16 protein-coding genes, 2 tRNA genes and 1 other annotated feature are annotated in these 20232 nt (G+C 38.1%); of the genes, 2 read left to right on the forward strand and 16 right to left on the reverse strand.

The window, feature by feature from the left end; all coding sequences use genetic code 11:
* Positions 1–138: 138 nt before the first annotated feature.
* On the reverse strand, positions 139–2781 hold the full coding sequence (locus ACFSBH_RS09075) for a valine--tRNA ligase (protein WP_251512631.1): 2643 nt from the start codon (positions 2779–2781) through the stop codon (positions 139–141).
* A 50-nt stretch (positions 2782–2831) separates the two neighbouring features.
* Positions 2832–3066, reverse strand: a binding site (T-box leader).
* Between the two features lie 209 nt (positions 3067–3275).
* Here ACFSBH_RS09075 and ACFSBH_RS09080 point away from each other — a divergent pair.
* On the forward strand, positions 3276–3464 hold the full coding sequence (locus ACFSBH_RS09080) for a hypothetical protein (RefSeq protein ID WP_251512629.1): 189 nt from the start codon (positions 3276–3278) through the stop codon (positions 3462–3464).
* Here the strand turns inward: ACFSBH_RS09080 and ACFSBH_RS09085 are convergent.
* From ACFSBH_RS09085 to hemA, 8 genes are all read right to left on the reverse strand, one after another.
* Complete coding sequence (locus tag ACFSBH_RS09085) at positions 3461–4456, reverse strand: protein kinase family protein (protein WP_251512627.1); 996 nt, start codon at positions 4454–4456, stop codon at positions 3461–3463. The two genes, ACFSBH_RS09080 and ACFSBH_RS09085, sit on opposite strands and share 4 nt — an antisense overlap.
* Before the next feature lie 64 nt (positions 4457–4520).
* Complete coding sequence (locus ACFSBH_RS09090) at positions 4521–5513, reverse strand: LysM peptidoglycan-binding domain-containing protein (protein ID WP_379597170.1); 993 nt, start codon at positions 5511–5513, stop codon at positions 4521–4523.
* Between the two features lie 183 nt (positions 5514–5696).
* Positions 5697–6986 carry a glutamate-1-semialdehyde 2,1-aminomutase gene (gene hemL / locus ACFSBH_RS09095; RefSeq protein WP_251512623.1) on the reverse strand — a complete coding sequence of 430 codons (1290 nt, stop codon included), beginning with the start codon at positions 6984–6986 and terminating at the stop codon, positions 5697–5699.
* 15 nt (positions 6987–7001) lie between these two features.
* A complete protein-coding gene (gene hemB, locus ACFSBH_RS09100; protein ID WP_251512621.1) occupies positions 7002–7985 on the reverse strand; it encodes a porphobilinogen synthase in 984 nt (327 codons plus the stop codon).
* Positions 7986–8001: 16 nt separating this feature from the next.
* Positions 8002–8751: a uroporphyrinogen-III synthase gene (locus ACFSBH_RS09105; RefSeq protein WP_251512618.1), complete on the reverse strand. Its 750-nt coding sequence runs from the start codon at positions 8749–8751 to the stop codon at positions 8002–8004.
* Entirely contained in the window at positions 8751–9677 is a 927-nt protein-coding gene (gene hemC, locus ACFSBH_RS09110) for a hydroxymethylbilane synthase (protein ID WP_251512617.1), read from the reverse strand. The genes ACFSBH_RS09105 and hemC overlap by 1 nt, the downstream gene beginning before the upstream one ends.
* Before the next feature lie 12 nt (positions 9678–9689).
* Positions 9690–10511, reverse strand: coding sequence for a cytochrome c biogenesis protein CcsA (gene ccsA / locus ACFSBH_RS09115; protein ID WP_251512616.1), 822 nt, complete (start codon positions 10509–10511; stop codon positions 9690–9692).
* A gap of 12 nt (positions 10512–10523) precedes the next feature.
* Positions 10524–11900, reverse strand: a complete 1377-nt coding sequence (hemA, locus tag ACFSBH_RS09120) for a glutamyl-tRNA reductase (protein WP_251512614.1) — start codon at positions 11898–11900, stop codon at positions 10524–10526.
* 189 nt (positions 11901–12089) lie between these two features.
* Here hemA and ACFSBH_RS09125 point away from each other — a divergent pair, with 189 nt between their 5' ends.
* Positions 12090–12572: a LiaI-LiaF-like domain-containing protein gene (locus ACFSBH_RS09125; RefSeq protein ID WP_251512612.1), complete on the forward strand. Its 483-nt coding sequence runs from the start codon at positions 12090–12092 to the stop codon at positions 12570–12572.
* 55 nt (positions 12573–12627) lie between these two features.
* Here ACFSBH_RS09125 and yihA read toward each other — a convergent pair whose 3' ends face one another.
* From yihA to ACFSBH_RS09160, 7 genes are all read right to left on the reverse strand, one after another.
* Positions 12628–13209 carry a ribosome biogenesis GTP-binding protein YihA/YsxC gene (yihA, locus tag ACFSBH_RS09130; RefSeq protein WP_251512609.1) on the reverse strand — a complete coding sequence of 194 codons (582 nt, stop codon included), beginning with the start codon at positions 13207–13209 and terminating at the stop codon, positions 12628–12630.
* The gene (lon, locus tag ACFSBH_RS09135; protein WP_251512608.1) at positions 13178–15526 is read right to left on the reverse strand and encodes an endopeptidase La; all 2349 of its coding nucleotides are present in this window, start codon (positions 15524–15526) and stop codon (positions 13178–13180) included. The genes yihA and lon overlap by 32 nt, the downstream gene beginning before the upstream one ends.
* Positions 15527–15745: 219 nt before the next feature.
* Positions 15746–17023, reverse strand: coding sequence for an ATP-dependent protease ATP-binding subunit ClpX (gene clpX / locus ACFSBH_RS09140; RefSeq protein ID WP_251512605.1), 1278 nt, complete (start codon positions 17021–17023; stop codon positions 15746–15748).
* 260 nt (positions 17024–17283) lie between these two features.
* Complete coding sequence (gene tig, locus ACFSBH_RS09145) at positions 17284–18573, reverse strand: trigger factor (protein WP_251512603.1); 1290 nt, start codon at positions 18571–18573, stop codon at positions 17284–17286.
* A gap of 112 nt (positions 18574–18685) precedes the next feature.
* A complete protein-coding gene (locus tag ACFSBH_RS09150; protein ID WP_251512601.1) occupies positions 18686–19654 on the reverse strand; it encodes a tetratricopeptide repeat protein in 969 nt (322 codons plus the stop codon).
* A gap of 213 nt (positions 19655–19867) precedes the next feature.
* Positions 19868–19941, reverse strand: a tRNA-Arg gene (locus ACFSBH_RS09155).
* Between the two features lies 1 nt (position 19942).
* Positions 19943–20016 (reverse strand) — tRNA-Gly (locus ACFSBH_RS09160).
* Positions 20017–20232: the final 216 nt, after the last annotated feature.

Raw genomic sequence — 20232 nt, forward strand, 5'->3', positions numbered from 1 at the left:
GCCATGGTGATGAACCAGCTTCTTCTTCATGATGAACTGAAAGATAGGGTGTTAAAGTACCTTGAGTAAATGGGGACTTACACACTTTATTTGACAAGCCCAGAACCCCTAACAATAGGGATTCTGTTTTTCAAATTATTATTTACCTAGTTCTTCTAATCTTGCTTTTACTTTAGCCTGTTTTTCCAGATAATCTTTTTCTTTCCGTCTTTCTTCTTCAACCACTGCTTCAGGTGCTTTTTTCACGAATCCTTCATTGGATAGCTTCTTCTGCACACGTTCTACTTCTTTCGTCCACTTATCCAGTTCTTTCTCCAGACGTTCTATTTCTTTATCGATATCAATTAACCCTTCAAGTGGAAGGTAAATTTCTGCTCCGGTAACGACTGCTGTCATCGCTTTATCAGGCACTTGATGTTCCGTTGAAACTTCTAACTCTTTAGTATTACAGAACCGCTCGAGATAAACTCGATTTTTCTCAAGCTCATTTACAACAGAGTCGTTCTCAGCTTCAATGACCATATTGATTTGTTTAGACATTGGTGTATCTACTTCAGCTCGGATGTTGCGGACTGATTTGATAATGGACATTAAGCGCTCCATCTCTTGTACTGCAACTTCATCATGGTATTCCTTCTTTGCTTCAGGCCAGCTGGCAACGGTAATGGACTCACCATTATGAGGAAGCTGTTGCCAAATTTCCTCCGTAATGAACGGCATGAACGGATGCAGTAATCGCATCGTTTGGTCCAGGACATAGGCAAGTACAGATTGTGTAGTTTTCTTCTTATCTGCATTCTCTCCGTACAGCGGAAGTTTTGCCATTTCAATATACCAGTCACAGAACTCATCCCAGATGAAATTATATAGATGACGACCAGCTTCACCAAATTCATATTTATCCGTGTTCTTTGTTACTTGTTCAATGGTTTCATTGAGACGGGTCAAGATCCATTTATCTGCGACCGATAATTCACCGGATAAATCCATGTCTTCAGCAGTAAAGTCTTCCAAATTCATAAGTACAAATCTGGAAGCATTCCAGATCTTGTTGGCGAAGTTCCAAGTTGCCTCCACTTTCTCCCAATAGAATCGTAAATCTTGACCAGGGGTAGAGCCAGTCAATAAGAAGTAACGAAGTGAATCCGCTCCATATTTCTCAATGACATCCATGGGGTCGACACCATTTCCAAGGGATTTACTCATTTTTCTACCTTCTGAATCACGGATTAAACCGTGGATCAATACATCTTCAAATGGCTTTTCTCCTGTAAATTCCTTCGATTGGAAAATCATTCGTGCCACCCAGAAAAAGATGATATCATACCCTGTAACAAGTGCTTGAGTCGGGAAGTAACGTTTGAAATCATCCGCTTCCGTATCTGGCCAACCCATTGTAGAAAATGGCCACAGTGCAGAAGAGAACCATGTATCAAGAACATCCTCATCCTGCTCCCAGTTTTCTATATCTTCCGGAGCTTCTTTTCCAACATAAATTTCATTCGTTTCTTTATGGTACCAAGCAGGAATTCGATGACCCCACCATAGCTGACGGGAAATTACCCAATCTCTAATATTCTCCATCCAATGAAGGTATGTTTTTTCAAAACGTTCTGGATAGAAGTTCACTTTATCTTCACTTTGCTGAAGTTTAATCGCTTCATCAGCTAATGGCTGCATTTTAACAAACCATTGAGTAGAAAGATAAGGTTCAACAACTGCACCACTACGCTCAGAATGGCCAACTTGATGTGTCCGCTCTTCCACTTTAATAAGGACACCCAGATCTTCTAAATCCTTCACAATGGCTTTTCGGCATTCAAAACGGTCCATTCCTTCATACTTACCGGCATTTTTATTCATCGTCCCATCTTCGTTCATAACCAAAACTCTTTCCAAATTATGACGATTACCGATTTCAAAATCATTTGGGTCATGAGCAGGAGTAATCTTAACAGCTCCAGAACCAAGTTCCATATCGACGTATTCATCCGCTACAATTTCGATTTCTCTGCCGACGATAGGTAGAATCACAGTTTTGCCTATCAAATGTTGATAACGTTCGTCATCCGGGTGTACCGCTACAGCTGTATCACCAAGCATAGTTTCCGGGCGAGTAGTTGCAATCTCAATTGTTTCATCACTATCCTTAATTGGATAACGGAAATGATAAAACTTTCCTTGGACTTCTTCATAAATAACTTCAATATCAGAAAGGGCAGTTTTTGTTTGAGGATCCCAGTTGATGATATATTCGCCCCTGTAAATGAGTCCCTTTTCATACAACTTGACGAAAACCTCTTTAACAGCATTCGATAATCCCTCATCTAAAGTAAATCGCTCTCTCGAATAATCAAGACTTAATCCGAGCTTCTCCCATTGCGAACGAATAAATGACGCATACTCATCTTTCCATTCCCATGACTTTTCAAGAAACTTTTCTCTACCAAGCTCGTAGCGATTTGTTCCCATCTCTTTTAACTTCGCTTCGACCTTCGCTTGAGTAGCGATGCCAGCATGGTCCATTCCTGGAAGCCATAGTACATCGTAACCTTGCATTCGTTTCATCCGAATGATGGTATCCTGCATTGTAGTATCCCAAGCATGACCAAGATGTAGCCTTCCTGTTACGTTCGGCGGTGGAATGACGATGGAATAAGGCTCTTTGGCCGGATTGCCTGTTGCTTCGAAATACTTACCCTCAAGCCAAAATTGATAACGACCTGCTTCCACTTCCTTTGGATTGTATTTAGTAGATAATGTTTTCTTTTCTTCCGACATGTTCCAATGTCCTCCTTTTTCATTAAACAAAAAAACCCTTTTCATCCTGACTAAAGGACGAAAAGGGTTAGCTTCCGTGGTACCACCTTATTTTACAAATAAATGATATGATTATTTGTACACTCATTCACTGATATCGGCGCTTAGCCGGCATACTTCTACTAAAACTTCAAAGCAGCTGCATCACGGGCGACCTTCCAGCACAACCTTCCTAGGAAATTCTCAACTTTATATTTCCCTCTCTGTAGGTGTTTATCCTGTACTCTTCCCGATCACTTGCATGACAATATTATATTTGTTTTATATTGTATACATTTCGATTAGAAACGTCAACTATTTTCCCCATATTGCCAGGGTTGATAGCCTTTTTATAAAGATTAACAATTAGTCAATGACAAGTATACAATCATATTGATCGGGATTCGGTAAAATTGAACACCAATGGGTCAATCTTGACATAACATGTAGGTAAGAAATCAACTTGAGGTGATAGAATGTCGCGACATTACCGTTACCGGTTACCGCCGTGGGCAAGAAAATGCTTGTTCGTTATCGAAAGCGCAATGGCACCATTACTGTTTTATCAGCTTCTCAGAACGATTTTCCTTCCGACTACTTTGGATGTATTTCTCTTAGGTATCTTTGTTTTTATCTATATCGCATTTTATCTAGAGTGGTTTTAATCCTGTTCAGTCCCTGTTGCGTTACGTTCGATATAGGCATCAAAATTCAATCCAAACACTACCATCCGGTACATCTGCTCCAACTCCATGGATTGTCTAATATGGGATTGATTGCGGATGGATTTGGTGTGATATGATTCCATCATTTTGATATAATCGTTGCTGTTTAATAGATATAAACTTAATAAACATTGTTCTAATCGATTTAATGGATTTTCCTCCATGTATACTGGAAAGGATTCGATATATTGATGGCTTACTTGTGGTTCACGGATAATTCCATCGTGAAATAAATCGACTAAGTCATAGATTGCATGTTTATAAGAAGCTCGTTCCCAATTAATGATATAATGTTCAAACAGATGACCAAGCTGCATGTTTCCATGATTCAAACTTATTCCCCAGTTTGTTTCTGATTCTGATTGATAAATGATTTGGTCGACCAGTGATTGGGAACGTTGGAAGCTTAATCGCAAATCACGAAAATGAGTCAAGACTTGCAACTCAATTGGAGAGGGATAATGTGTCTGTTCAATCTTCTCTACCCAGGCCAGTAAACGACTTTCATTATCTTTACAACTGTCTTTATAAGCTTGAAAGTTGTTTACTAACTCCTTCTTCCCTAATTGGTACATGCTTTTGGTCTGAAGATGGATTCTGCCTAATTGTTTGTAGATGGAATGCAATCGATGCTCTCCGATATTACGATGATTACTAGGAATCCAAGGTGTCAGGTAGTAATTTTCCCCATCAGCTTCCACGTATAGTTGTTTTTGTTGTGTTAAATAGACAGGGATGATTTCATACAGGTTTTGTCTCGCTGCATTCTGGTATACAGATAACCAAGTCTTCAATGACTGCTTACTTAGCCTACTACGCTTGAGGGCATATTCCTTACCATTTGCTTTTATCTTAAAAACTCTGTCGGAAATTTGAACAATTGCTTGGGGAAAAATCCCGTAATATTGAAGAATTTCAGTAATATTCTCCAACCCGATCTCCTCCTAGAGCGAAAACAAAAGGAAAACCCCTTGTGGAAGTTACAAGGGGATCATTTCACTTTTTGGGGATATACAGTAGCTGTCCCTCGCTTATATCAAAATTCTCATCTAACTTGTTTTGCTTTATCAACTGAAGTGCACTGATCTGAAACCTCTCCGCAATCGTCTCAATCGTGTCATCTTCCTGGACAATACATATTTTCATTCTTGTATAACTCTCTTCTTGTTCATCACGGAATATATCTGTTAAATAGCTGACATCTTTTACATTGTCATCTGACTGATCTTCACCCTCGCTTCCTTCCCTGCCTTGTTGCTCCATCGCTCGGATTGTCAACTCATTTTCTCTAACCTCTATTACATCTTCTTCTACATCCTCTTCATTCGTTTCATCTAATAAATCTTCTTGTGTGTATTCTCGTTCTTCTGTCTCCAATAACTCTTCCTCATTTACCTCTACTTCACGATTGGACCGCTCGTTTTCTACTAATTCATCTTCTGTAAATTCAGTTTCTTGCCTTTTCAATTCAAACTCAAATGGCTTAGCAGCATCCTCCGGAATTTCAATTTCACTTTCTCTATTATCTTCATCTCTTACTAATTCAACCTCAGCTTTTATGCCCTGAATCTCTGCTATTGCGGTGAATTGTAACTTTGAATTCTCAGGAAATTCATAATCAAAATTAATAATCTCGATCCGAACATCTTCCATACTTTCGATACGATAAGCAGGTACCGAAATATCTACTGGAAAGCTGTGGGAAAACTCTGCAATATTATTTTCTCTACTTTCCACCAATTCGACATACCTTTTTGCTTCTAATTCTTCAAAGGAATAATGGTCATTTTCTGATTCTGATGCTGCAGTATCTCGTATATATTCTCCATGCAAGTCAATTTGCCCGCGAATAGATACATAGGATTCATAAGTATGGATAGTTACTTCAGGATTCAGTGATATTCCGATTAGCTCAAGTACTTCGTCGCCACGGTCAAAATATAACGTCTCACTTAGTTCAAATTGAAAATCCTTCTCCATAGAAGACATCATAGCTCCTCCCTTCTAAGTTCCCTTAACACACAAAGCCAGTATATACATTATCTATATGTGGTTAAAAAATAAGATATGCATGCAAAAAACCTGATACTTACGAGTTTTCCTCTCCCTCGTAGTATCAGGTTTTTATTCTTCTTCAAATGAGATTAATTCCTATCAGATGAAATTTATAGTTTATTTATTTAGATTTGCAAATACACGGTCAGCCGCTGCAATTGTTTTTTCAATATCTTCAACTGTATGTGCAGTGGATAGGAACAGCCCCTCAAATTGTGAAGGTGGCAAGAATACCCCTTCCTCAATCATCCCTCGGTAATATTCAGCGAATCGATTCAAATCAGATGTTTGTGCAGTTTCAAAATTGATTACTTCTTCACTTGTAAAGAAGACACCAACCATGGAACCAACTCGATTTATATGCAATGGAATATTATGTTTTTCACTTGCTTCACGATATCCTGCTTCCAATAAATCCGCTTTTTTCCCAAGCTCTTCATAGGCAGCCTTATCCATCGCCTTTAGGGTTTCGTAACCTGCAGTCATTGCCAGCGGATTACCCGATAACGTACCCGCTTGGTAAATTGACCCGTGAGGCGCGATATGCTCCATGATCTCGCGTTTACCACCAAAAGCTCCCACAGGAAGTCCTCCACCAATTACCTTTCCTAGGCAAGTGATATCAGGAGTTACATCATAATACCCCTGAGCACAATGATAATCTACACGGAAACCGGTCATCACTTCGTCAAAGATAAGTAGAGAACCATTTTCTGAAGTGATTTCACGTATGTTTCGCAAGAAACCTTCTTTTGGAGGAACAACACCCATGTTACCACAAACCGGTTCCATGATTACTGCTGCTATTTGATCTCCGTATTGGTCAAACGCTACTTTAACACTTTCCATATCATTAAATGGAACAGTAATTGTGTTACTTGCAGTTGATTTAGGTACACCAGGACTATCCGGTAATCCCAGGGTAGCTACGCCTGAACCTGCTTTAATGAGCAGGGAATCACCATGGCCATGATAGCTTCCTTCAAACTTTACAATAATATCCCGACCAGTATAGCCGCGAGCTAATCTGATTGCACTCATTGTCGCTTCAGTTCCAGAGTTAACCATTCTAACCATTTCAATGGATGGTACACGTTCGATAACTAATTTTGCAAGCTTACTTTCCAGTAATGTAGGCGCTCCAAAGCTTGTACCTTGATCAACAACTTCTTTTAATTTCGTTGTAACTCTTTCATCACCGTGACCTAAAATAAGCGGACCCCAGCTTAAAACATAATCAATATACTCATTTCCATCTATATCAGTAATCGTCGCACCTTTTCCTTGTTTCATGAAAATAGGTGACATACCAACCGATTTGAACGCCCTTACCGGCGAATTAACACCACCAGGCATTAAATCAACCGCTTCTTTATAAGCATCGATAGACTGTGAAAAATTACTCATCTATAATATCCTCCCTTATTGATTGCTCAATGTTTTTGCTACATCTTTCGCGAAATAAGTAAGAATGATATCCGCACCAGCTCGCTTCATCGATGTTAACATTTCAATTACCAACTTGTCTTCATCAATCCAGCCATTTTGGCTAGCCGCCTTGACCATGGCATATTCACCACTCACGTTATAGGCAACTACCGGAAGATTAAACTCATTTCGCACATCACGAATAATGTCCAAATAAGATAAGGCAGGTTTTACCATCAGAAAGTCTGCTCCCTCTTCAACGTCAGACTGAGCCTCACGAATTGCTTCCAATCGATTAGCTGGGTCCATCTGATACGTTTTCCGGTCACCAAATTGTGGGGTGCTATCCGCCGCATCTCTAAATGGTCCATAAAAAGATGACGCGTATTTAACTGCATAGGACATAATTGGAATATGGGTGTATCCTGCTTTATCAAGCGCTTTGCGGATTACTGCAACAAATCCATCCATCATGTTGGAAGGAGCAATAATATCAGCACCTGCTTTTGCTTGAGACACAGCTGTTTTTGCAAGTAATTCCAATGATTTGTCGTTATCCACGTCCTCACCATGTATCACACCACAGTGTCCATGGGATGTATACTCACAAAGACATGTATCTGCAACAACAAGTATGTCAGGATATTTCTCTTTCACCATTTTGGTAGCACGCTGGACAATCCCGTCCTCAGCATATGCTCCAGAGCCGACTTCATCTTTATCTGTCACAACACCAAAGAACATGAGGGAACGAATTCCCAATTCATATGCTTCTGTCACTTCTTCCATTAATCTGTCCAACGAAAACTGGTAAACCGCAGGCATAGAAGGAACTTCGTTTTTAATATTTTCTCCCTCAATCACAAAAATTGGATAGATGAAATCTTCTACATGCAAGTGAGTTTCGCGTACCATTGTTCTCATGGATGCACTGCTTCTTAGTCTTCTATGTCTCTTAAACTGAATATGTTCTGTCATCTTTTAATCGTCCCTTCTATGATTGATCTTCAACCATTATTTCGAGCATACCTTCAATAGTAAATGTTTTCGCTGTAAGGATATGAGTAAATCCTGAATCCCTCGCAGCTTTTTCCGTAGTCGTCCCTATACAAACACAAGGAGAATCAACGGCCATGCCATAGAGTTCTACAAAAGCTTGAACTGTTGAAGGGCTAGTAAAGGTGATGTAATCATATTCCTTATTTGAAATCACCTTGTAGAGTTCGTCCTTGATTGGTTCATTCATCGTTGTTTCATACACTTCAATTGAATCAAAACCAATTCCCTTTTCTTTAAACTTTTTTGGTAACGTATCAAGAGAACGATTACCACGAACTAATAAGATACGTTCACCATTTTCATATTTAGGAAGGAAAATCTTTGCTAATGATTCTGCATCATAAATATCCGGAACCAAGTCTGCATCATAGCCGTACTGTTTTAATGCAGCTTCTGTTTTACTCCCAACAACAGCAAGTTTTACGTCTGCTGAGAAAGAATGATTACCTGAATGAAATTGTTTAAAAAAACAGTTCACTCCATTGGCGCTTGTTAGGATAATCCAGTCATAGTTTTCACTATTATTGAAGATTTGTTCCTGATTTTCAGCTTTCTTACAGGATATGCGTAGGAGAGGTAATTCTAATGGAATCCCATTTAAAAGACTTATTTTTTCTGCAAAAGCCTTTCCTTGGCTTGCTTCTCTCGTAACTATTATCCGCTTTCCCTGTAAATCTTTAGCCATTACTCTAGTTCCTCTTTAGCTTTTGTAATTATGTCTCTTGCACCTCTTTGAATCAATAGTGTCGCAGCTTCAGTTCCAACTGCCACTGGATCAGTACCAGTAACCTTTTCTTTCAGGATTGTTTTGCCATCAGGAGTACCAACTAATCCGGTAAATACAAGTTCTTCTCCTTCATAAAATGCATGTCCTCCAATTGGAACTTGACAGCCACCCTCTAATAAATTCAAAAATGTTCGCTCTGCCGTTACCGTCTCTGTTGTTTCATCATGATTAATCAGTGAAAGGATTTCTCTTATCTCTGTATCGTCTTCCCTGCATTCGATACCAAGGGCTCCTTGCCCAACAGCTGGTAAACAAACTTCAGGTTCTAGATACTCCGTGATGATAGATGGATCCATGCCCACTCTTTTCATACCAGATGCTGCGAGAATAATCGCATCGTAGTCTTCTTCACGTAATTTGCGTAAACGCGTTTCAATATTTCCGCGAATCCATTTAATTTCCAAATCAGGACGAGCTGCCAGTATTTGAGTACCACGACGTAGACTGCTTGTTCCAACAATTGCTCCCGCAGGTAAATCAGCTAATTTTATTCCATCCTTAGAAATAAAAGCATCCCGATAATCTTCCCGTACAGGAATGGAGCCTACAATTAAACCTTCTGGTAATTCAGCTGGCATATCCTTCATGCTATGGACAGCAAAGTCGATCCGCTTATCATATAGAGCCTGCTCGATCTCTTTAACAAATAAACCTTTCCCGCCAACTTTGGATAGCATTACATCGAGAATACGGTCACCCTTTGTTACGATTTCCTCGATCTCAAATTCATTTTTGACCCCTGCTTGTTTTAATTGTTCGATCACCCATTTTGTCTGAGTAAGAGCCAGATTACTTCTCCTCGAACCAACGATAATTTTACGCATGGAAAAAACCTCCTAGAAGTGAAATTCTGAATAAGTATTCGAAAGTAAAAAGTTAATCATCAGCAGCAAAAAAGCCGCCGTATTATAAGTAGCCAACGTTTTCCCTCTATGACGTCGGAGGGCACGTATTGTTAGATAGATAATATATATCACTAATACAAAAATGGATCCGAGAATTTTGATATCATACCAATAAACTGATACGGCTGAAATACTGGCCCAAAAAAGACCTAATATAATTGATATAAGCAATAAAGGGACACCAAGTGTAATTGCTTGAAAACTATATTGGTCCAGCTGATGCAGATTACCTATCCTCCATAGCCATTTTAAGCCTTTCTTCTTCTTTAATAGGTGATATTGTAGAAGATATAAGAAAGAAAAGAAAAAGGATACAGTAAAAAATCCATAAGAAACAAATGCAAGTGATATATGAGCAATCAGCATTTCATGAATGAATTCCACTGATCGTTCGGATGTACCTTGCTTCAATGTCGCTGCAACATACAATAATAAAACGAAGAATCCGAATAGATTAATAAAAAACACAATAAAATGCATTGCTATAAACTTATGGATAATCAAGGAAAGTGTAATCAGTATCCAAGAAAAGAAAAATAGACTATCTACTAGAGTAGCAACCGGAAATGATTGCTCCACTAACAGATGTTGGCCGAAATAAATAGATTGAATGAACCATGCTATACGAAGTAACCAGAAAGCGTATGTATATGCTTTCTGGTTACTCTGAATAAAATCAATAAAATATCCAATGACGCTTAGCCCATACACTACAATCAGTAATTCAGAAACCCATTTCCATTCTTCAATCATAGAAAAACACCTTTAAACTGAAGGTATTTTTTTCATTTTGTTAGAGAATGGTTTTCTACCTTGCTGATTAAGTTGTCGCATACTTTGATTTTTCTCCATTTGTTTATCAAACTCTTCGACCACTTCTTCTTCGATTCCAAAGATATCAACAAACAACTGTAGTTTCTCTTCTGCTTTATCTGAACCGGCCAATTCTTTCGCTTGAGTAATCGGCTGTTTCAATAATTGATTTATGATGCTTTTCGTATGTTTGCTTAGTATTTTCTTTTCCCGTTCAGTTAAATCAGGCATTTTGCGTTCAATGCTTTTCATTGTCTCAGCTTGGATACCTAAAGCTTTTTTCCTTAATGCTGTAATGACAGGAACAACACCTAGCGTTTTCAACCAATCTTTAAACTCTACGATTTCCTCTTGTAACATTTCCTCTATTTCTTGGGCAGCTTTTTTTCTTTCCGCTAAATTTTCATCAACAATATGTTGTAAATCGTCAATATCATACAGGAAAACATGCTCTAACTCTCCGATTGCTGGATCAATATCTCTTGGAACGGCGATATCAACTAAGAATAAAGGATTGCCTTTTCTTTTTTTAACGATTGGATCGAGCATTTCTTTCGTCACCACATAATCAGCTGCGCTTGTAGAGCTGATTAAAATGTCTGACTTTGCTAAAACGGAAGCTAAATTTTCCAGTGTTTCCGTTTTTGCTTGAAATTTATCCGCCATTTCCTTCGCTTTGGAGAAAGTACGGTTAATGATTGTAATATTTCTTGCTCCTGCGCCATGCAGGTTTTTTGCAGCAAGCTCTCCCATCTCTCCTGCACCAAGAAGTGTAATATGTTTTTCCTTTATGGATCCAAAAATCTTCTTAGCTAATTCCACAGCAGTATAACTGATGGAAACAGGATGCTCTCCAATGGCAGTTTCATGATGTACACGTTTGCCGAACGTAATAGCTTGTTTAAAAAGCTCATTGAAGATTGTTCCTGTTGCTTTTACTTTTTGCGAATTTAAAAAGGCATCTCTTACTTGTCCCAAGATTTGAGTTTCACCAAGTACCATTGAATCCAAACCAGTTGTTACTCTGAACAGATGTTCTAGCGCCTCATCATTCTCAGTGATTTGCAGGTAATTGGAAAACTCTTCTTTATCTATACCAAACCAATCAGCTAAAAACGTTTTGATATAATATCTTCCCGTATGGAGCTGATCGACTACAGCATAGATTTCTGTCCGATTACATGTAGACAACACTACATTTTCCAAAATGCTTTTTCGAGATTTTAATTCCTCCATTGCTTCATGAAGGGACTCTTCAGAAAATGTCAGCTTCTCCCTTATCTCAACAGGAGCATTTTTATAGTTGAATCCTACTTTTAAAATATGCAAGTGTCTTACCCCCAGAAGTAACGATAATCTATATAAATGATTTCCCATTTTCCACTATAAATATAGTATGATTATATCACAGTACAATATCTCAATTGTTACAGCTTATAAACTTTTGCACGGTCAGTCTATACTTTACCATAGTTTAGAATTACTATCAAAATATAAACAATCAAGGGAGAGCAATATATGAAGAAACAAAATCCTTTATTTGCCTACATTCTAATTGGAATCGGGGTATTCTTTCTTTTAAGGGAACTAAAACTTCCAATAATTACAGACTTTTATTCCTGGCAGACCTTATTGATCATAATTGGGTTGGCATTTTTAATCCATAGTTACCGTTCCCGGAGTTATGAACATATTTTCACAGGGGTGTTGATCCTCGGAATTGGAATTCATTTGCACGGCTTGCAACATTATCCTTTTTGGATAGATCACTGGGGAATTTATTTATTGATCATTGGATTAGCTTTCCTGATTCGATATTTCAAAACGAAAACAGGACTACTAAATAGTTTGATATTCCTAGTCGTTGGGGGCCTCTTAATTTATTCCCAACAATTTAATCATTATTTCTATTGGATTTATGACCTATTTTCGTTGATAGAAAAATTCTGGCCATTGATATTGATTATTCTTGGATTCATTTTATTGAAGAAAGGTAAATGAATCGATTCTTCAAGACAACAGCCCCTATTCCTTGAACGGATGGGGCTGTTTTCATTTACAGATATTTCTTGATTGCTTGCCAAGCCTCGTCTTTTCCCTCACCGGTTTCCGAGGAAAATGGTATGATGATGTCCTCTGCATCGACTTCAAACGTATCTTTCACTCTTTTGATATGTTGTTGATGTTTTGACTTTTTAATTTTATCAAGCTTTGTCGCAACAATTATAACAGGTAGTTCATAATACTTCAGATAATCGTACATTTGAACATCAGCATCGGTGGGTTCATGGCGGATATCACATACAAGGACAACAGCTTGAAGTGTCTCTCGCTTTTGAAAGTATTCATCCATCATTCTACCCCATTTTTCCCGTTCTGCTTTAGAAACCTTTGCATAGCCGTATCCAGGTACATCAACAAAGTAGAAAGCATCATTTAATTTATAAAAATTCAATGTCTGTGTTTTCCCTGGTTTTTGTGAAGTACGGGCTAAATTTTTTCGATTAATTATTGTATTGATAAAGGAAGATTTACCAACATTCGATCTGCCGGCTAGAGCAATTTCTGGCAATCCTTCATCTGGGTATTGCTTCTCACTTACAGCACTAATTACGATTTCCGCTTGGTTGATTTTCATCATTATCCCTCACTAACGCGATTTCCAGCACTTCATCTAGATGGTTTACTGGTATGAACGTTAAATTTTTCTTCACACTCTCTGGTATGGATGCTATATCTTTTTCATTATCCTTAGGTATGATAATTGTCGTTAGTCCTGCTCGATGGGCACTTAACGATTTTTCTTTAAGTCCACCTATTGGCAGTACTCTTCCTCTAAGTGTTATTTCTCCTGTCATTCCTACTTCTTTTCTCACCGCACGCCCGGTTAAGGAAGAAACAAGTGCAGTCGCGATAGTAATCCCTGCAGACGGGCCGTCCTTTGGTGTCGCTCCTTCAGGAACATGAATATGAATATCATTTTTCTCATGGAAATCAGATGGGATATTCAATTCTTCAGCTCGTGAACGAATATAGCTGAACGCCGCTTGTGCCGACTCCTGCATTACTTCTCCGAGCTTACCCGTTAATGTCAGTTTACCTTTACCAGCATAATGTGAAACCTCTATCGATAAAATATCGCCACCTGCTGAAGTATAAGCTAGGCCTGTCGCTGCACCGACCTGATCCTCTATTTCCATTAAGCCATAGCGATAAATCGGCTTATCAAGTAAATCTTCTAAATTCTTTTCCGTTACAATAACACGTTTCTTCTCGCCAGAAATAATGATTTTGGCTGCTTTCCGGCAAACTTTTGCAAGTTGCCTTTCCAGTCCACGTACACCGGCTTCCCGTGTATATCTCCGGATAATTCGTAGCAAAGCTTCGTCTCTAATTTGTACGTTTGCCGATTTCAATCCGTTCTCTTTAATTTGTTTCGGTAAGAGATGCTCTTTAGCGATATGAAGTTTTTCTACCTCTGTATAACCAGAAAGAGAGATTAATTCCATACGATCTAATAACGGGCCAGGGATGCTAGCTACATTATTTGCTGTAGCGACAAACAAGACTTTGGATAAATCATAAGTTTCTTCAATAAAGTGATCACTAAAACTGTTATTTTGTTCAGGATCAAGGACTTCAAGCATCGCTGAAGACGGATCTCCCCTGAAATCATTAGACATCTTATCGATTTCATCCAGTAAGAACACTGGATTAATTGTCCCCGCTTTTTTCATCCCCTGAATAATTCGTCCGGGCATCGCCCCAATATAAGTCCTACGATGACCTCGTATCTCTGCCTCATCTCGAACTCCACCGAGCGAAATCCTTACAAAATTACGATTTACTGAACGAGCAATAGACCTTGCTAATGATGTTTTCCCTACTCCTGGTGGACCGACTAGACATAGAATCGGACCTTTCAATGAATTAGTAAGTTTTTGAACAGCTAGATATTCCAGAATCCGCTCCTTGACCTCGTCCAGACCATAATGCCCCTCATTTAATACCTCTTCTGCTTGCTTAATATCAATCGTATCCTGGGTTTGCTTCGTCCAAGGAAGCGTAAGCAGCCATTCCAAGTAATTTCGGATGACGGAGCTTTCAGCTGAACTTTGAGGCACTTTCTCAAAACGGCCCAACTCCTTAAGCGCGACTTCCCGAATATTTTCCGGCAAGTCGGACTCATCGATTCTTTCTCTTATTTCTTCTACCTCACCTGATTTACCATCACGATCTCCAAGCTCTTTTTGTATAGCTTTCAATTGTTCACGCAAATAATATTCCTTTTGCGTCTTTTCCATAGAGCTCTTTACACGTTGGCCAATTTTCTTTTCAATATCAAGAACTTTCTTTTCGTTCGTAATCAACTTGATGATATGATGAAGGCGATTCGGAATATTAGTCATTTCCAATAATGTTTGTTTTTCTTTCAGCTTGATTGGCAAATGAGAAGTGATAATATCCACAAGCCTTCCTGGGTGATCCATATCACGAACAGATTCAAAAGTTTCACTTGAAATTTTTCTGGAGAGCTTTGTATATTGTTCAAACTGCGCAAGCAAGGTGCGCATTAAAGCTTCCTCTTCCATTTTATCTCCATGTACTTCTTCCAACTTTTCAATCTCAACGGTTATTTCATTCTCCATATCAATGACACGACTAATTTCATAACGGTCTATCCCTTCTACTAATACACGTAGAGTACCGTTAGGCAACTTGAGCATTTGCTTCACCTTTGCAAGTGTGCCAATCTGATAAATATCTTCTATTTTCGGCTCATCAATGCTTGTTTTTTTCTGAGCAGCAAGGAACACAAACTGATCATCAAGCATCGCACGTTCCAAAGCAGCAATGGACTTGTCTCTTCCTACGTCTAAATGCAGAACCATAGATGGAAATACAATTAAACCTCGTAAAGGTAGGAGGGGTATCTCATTAATTTTGGTATCCATATTTAACTACCTCCATATTTTATGTACAAACAAAAGTGTGCATAGCACCATTTCTAAATAAAATATTATAATGCTTTTTACTTTTAGTAGCAATTAGTATTCCCTATTCCCTTATTAATACAAAAAGAAAAGGAGACATACTGCCTGTAAACTAGCACAGAAGTGCTTCACAAACAGCTGGTCTCCATTATATCAGTTACATCTGTCACTTACACAGAGTTATGCACTTTCTTTTGGTAATTTCTTTTTACCTTCAACGACTGTACCGTCTCGGAAAACCAATTTCGGGTTACCGTTTTCCTCTTTAACGGTTTCTGCAGTAATTACACATTTCGCAATATCTTCACGTGAAGGAAGCTCAAACATCACATCAAGCATAATACCTTCTATGATAGAGCGTAGACCACGAGCACCTGTTTTCCTTTCAATTGCCTTCTTGGCAATTTCAACTAATGCTGCGTCCTCGATTTCCAATTCCACATCGTCCATCTCAAATAACTTTTGATATTGCTTCACTAATGCGTTCTTCGGCTTCGTAAGGATTTGTACCAGTGCCTCCTCATCTAACGGAGTCAAGCTAGCAATTACTGGAATACGTCCAATAAATTCTGGAATCAATCCATAACGGAGCAAGTCTTCTGGTAGGATTCTGGATAAAAGTGCACCCATGTCCAGGTCATCTTGTCTCTCATTTGCACCGAATCCAATTACCTTTTTACCAAGACGGCGCTTGATGACTTGGTCAATGCCATCAAATGCTCCACCAACAATAAATAAGATATTTGTCGTATCGATCTGAATAAATTCTTGATGTGGATGTTTACGTCCACCTTGTGGTGGCACACTTGCCACAGTTCCTTCGAGAATTTTCAATAGCGCTTGTTGTACCCCTTCTCCAGATACGTCTCTTGTAATGGAAGGATTTTCTGATTTTCTTGCGACTTTATCAATTTCATCAATATAAATGATTCCCTTTTCAGCCTTCTCAACATCATAATCTGCAGCTTGAATCAGTTTAAGAAGAATATTCTCCACATCTTCTCCAACATAACCAGCTTCAGTAAGTGAAGTAGCATCAGCCATCGCAAAAGGTACATTAATAATACGTGCCAGTGTTTGAGCTAATAAAGTTTTACCGCTCCCTGTAGGACCAATGAGGGCGATATTACTTTTTGCAAGCTCAACGTCATCGGATTTGCTGATCGAGTTGATGCGTTTATAGTGATTATAGACGGCTACGGAAAGGCTTTTCTTCGCTTGATCTTGTCCAATTACATAGTCATCTAAAATTTCACAGATCTCTTTTGGCTTGGGAATTTCTGTAAGTTCCATTGCATCTTCAGAACCAAGTTCTTCTTCAACAATTTCCGTACATAATACAATACACTCATCACATATATAGACACCAGGTCCAGCTACTAATTTGCGAACCTGTTCTTGATTTTTCCCGCAAAAGGAGCATTTCAATTGTCCCTTTTCATCATTGAATTTAAACATTTTTTCACCCCTATAGTTCATAAGAAAATGATATTTCCTAATTTAATTATAGCCATCATATCAGATACATATTAAAAAACAAAACAATAAACCTTATACATTGCACCTACTTGAATAATATCACATTACTTATCTATATGTCAGATGACAACTCTTAAGTCAATAAAATCTTAAATTATATCCGTTCATATCCAAGTATATAGAAACAAGGTGCGAGGGAAATCGCACCTTGTAGTTGTCTTGTTGTTTGATTTGAACGATTAGTTTGCTGTTTTGCTATGCTCCACTAGGAAGTCTATAGCTTTTCTTATTTTTAGATCGTTTTTAATAGTTTCTGTGTTTCCACCTAGAATTTGAACTAGCTGTTCTTTATCAACACCGTACATTCCTGCCATGTTTTCAAGCTCTTGATTCACATCTTCTTCTGTTGCTTCAAGGTTTTCTGCATCAGCGATTGCTTCAAGTGTAAGACTTGTCTTCACGCGTTTTGCAGCATCCTCTTTCATTTGTTCTTTTAGAGCATCTTCATCTTGACCAGAGAATTGAGAGTACATCTCCAATGTCATTCCTTGCATTTGTAGGCGTTGTTCGAATTCAGAAAGCATTTGATCCAATTCGTTTTCCACCATTACTTCAGGGATTTCAACTTCAACCTTTTCCGATGCTTGTTCAATCAATTTTTCACGTTTAGCTGTATCTGCAGCTTGTTTTTTCTGCTCAGTCAATTGCTCTTTCTTCTTCGCTTTTAATGCTTCCAATGTTTCTACTTCATCGTCAACGTCTTTAGCGAACTCATCATCCAATTCAGGAAGTTCTTTTGTCTTAATTTCGTGAATAGTTACTTTGAATGTAGCTTCTTTACCAGCAAGCTCTTCAGAATGGTATTCTTCAGGGAAAGTTACTTCCACTTCAGTTTCTTCTCCAGACTTCTTGCCAACCAGTTGCTCTTCAAAACCTGGAATGAATTGTCCAGAACCAATTTCAAGGTTATGGTTTTCGCCTTTTCCACCTTCAAAAGCTTCCCCATCTGTGAAACCTTCAAAATCGATGACGACTGTATCGCCTTCTTTAACTTCTCCGTCTTCTTTTACGATTAGTTCTGCATGCTGTTCACGAAGTGATTCTAATTCTTTTTCAACATCTTCATCTGTAACTTCTACAGATTCTTCTTCCACTTCAAGTCCTTTATAATCGCCTAAAGTAACTTCCGGTTTAACTTCCACTTCAGCTTTGAAAATTAAAGTTTTACCTTTTTCAATTTGTTCAATATCCACACTCGGTTGATCGATCGGGAAGATATCCGCTTCATCAATCGCTTTTGTGTATGCTTCAGGTAGAACGATATCTACAGCATCTTGATAAAGTGATTCTACACCAAAGCGTTTTTCGAATAACCCGCGTGGAATTCTTCCTTTACGGAATCCTGGTAGTTGAACATCTTTCACTACTTTTTTGAAAGCTTGGTCCAATGCTTTGTCAAACTCTTCAGCTGACACTTCAAATGTAAGTGTTCCTTTGTTTCCTTCTTGTTTTTCCCATTTAACTGTCATCTTAATTACCTCCAACATATCTATTGTTCAAACTAAAACATAAATTTGACGTTATCAATTTTTACAACCATCTCATTATATCATAATTCATTGGTCTTTCAAGCATTAATAACTAATCATCGATAATGCTCGCATAGAGAATATCTGCAGTTTTAATCTCTTGAATATATTTTTTGATGTTTTCATCTTCAATAGGTGGTACTTCCATATTTAAATATTCATTACCGATAGTATGTAAAGCTTCTGCAATATAATCAGCATCCTCCACAGGAGGGGTAATTGGATACATTACATAGAGGAAATGCCCCAATAATGTCTCCATCACACTATATAATGATGGATTACTTTGTTCAACTTCACTTATACGATTTTCAATATGATCAGCAATGATACTCTGTTTCATATCCGGCGTTTCATTAGGAATCACTTTCATCTCTATCCCGAATTTATGTATTTCTACTGGTTTCGATATATTTTGCTGTTTCATCCAGAGGACAATCGCTGATTTATTCAAAGGATGTACATGATCATTTACAAGCAATGATGCTACTTTTTCATTCAGTGCAGTGCCCATTTTTCTCAATTTGTGGATTAAACGCCATTGCTCCATATGATTGTCTTGATTTACCGCATCATACAACTCTTCCAAATATAAATTAGAACGCTCTGTAATTACACTTAAAGACAATTTCTCACTCATGGAATAAAGTTGGTTAAAAGACTCTTTAAGATGGCTGGGTACCTTACCTTTCTCCAACTCATCTTCAACAATTTCCATTAGATTTTCGTATTGATTAGTCTGAAAAAGCAGTGTTAAATAAATATGTATATATTGATAATAGTACTTATCTTTTTCCTCAATAAGCGCCTCACACAACTCTTGCGCTTCATCAAACCGTTCTAACTCCATCAAACAGATTAACTTCCCGGTATAGATATCATGGTTTTTCACTTGATAACTTAATAGATCATTTAATTTATCCAGCGCTTCATCAAACTTCTTTTCTTTAATTGCCGCAATACTTTCTTCCTCTAATATCTTTTGCCATTTTGGAAAAAGAATGACATTCCCTGACTTCATTCTTGCTCATCCACCTCCTCCTTACATTAATTCATTAATACATTAGCTGATATGTAGTTTTACCCTTTCCTCTGGATATGAAACATACCCTGTTTCAGATTAAGATAAACGTATCATTTGGTTAAGCTTATGAATATTATGAAATTATATTCTATCTTATCATAATACAAAAGAGAAACCTAAAACAAGTTAGGTTTCTCTTTGTTGTCAAAGCGTCCCGAGCAGGATTCGAACCTGCGACCTACAGATTAGAAGTCTGTTGCTCTATCCAGCTGAGCTACCGGGACATGGAGCGGGTGAAGGGAATCGAACCCTCATCATCAGCTTGGAAGGCTGAGGTTTTACCACTAAACTACACCCGCATGATGTGTAATTATTAAATTTTAACAGATTATGTATCAATAGTTTATTTAGAGCGGACAAGAATTATTATATGCATTTTTTATAGAAATGTCAACAATTAATTTGAAAGCGATTGAGTCAAGTACTTGTGGGAGTTTTTTAAGTCCCTTATTTTATACTGTTTTCGTCCAGTGTTTTGTTAGCGTTATCAACCCTATATTGCTCTAAAATGTTTG

Origin of the sequence: Oceanobacillus luteolus, from assembly GCF_042678205.1 — a bacterium.
GTDB classification, from domain to species: Bacteria; Bacillota; Bacilli; order Bacillales; family Amphibacillaceae; genus Oceanobacillus; species Oceanobacillus luteolus.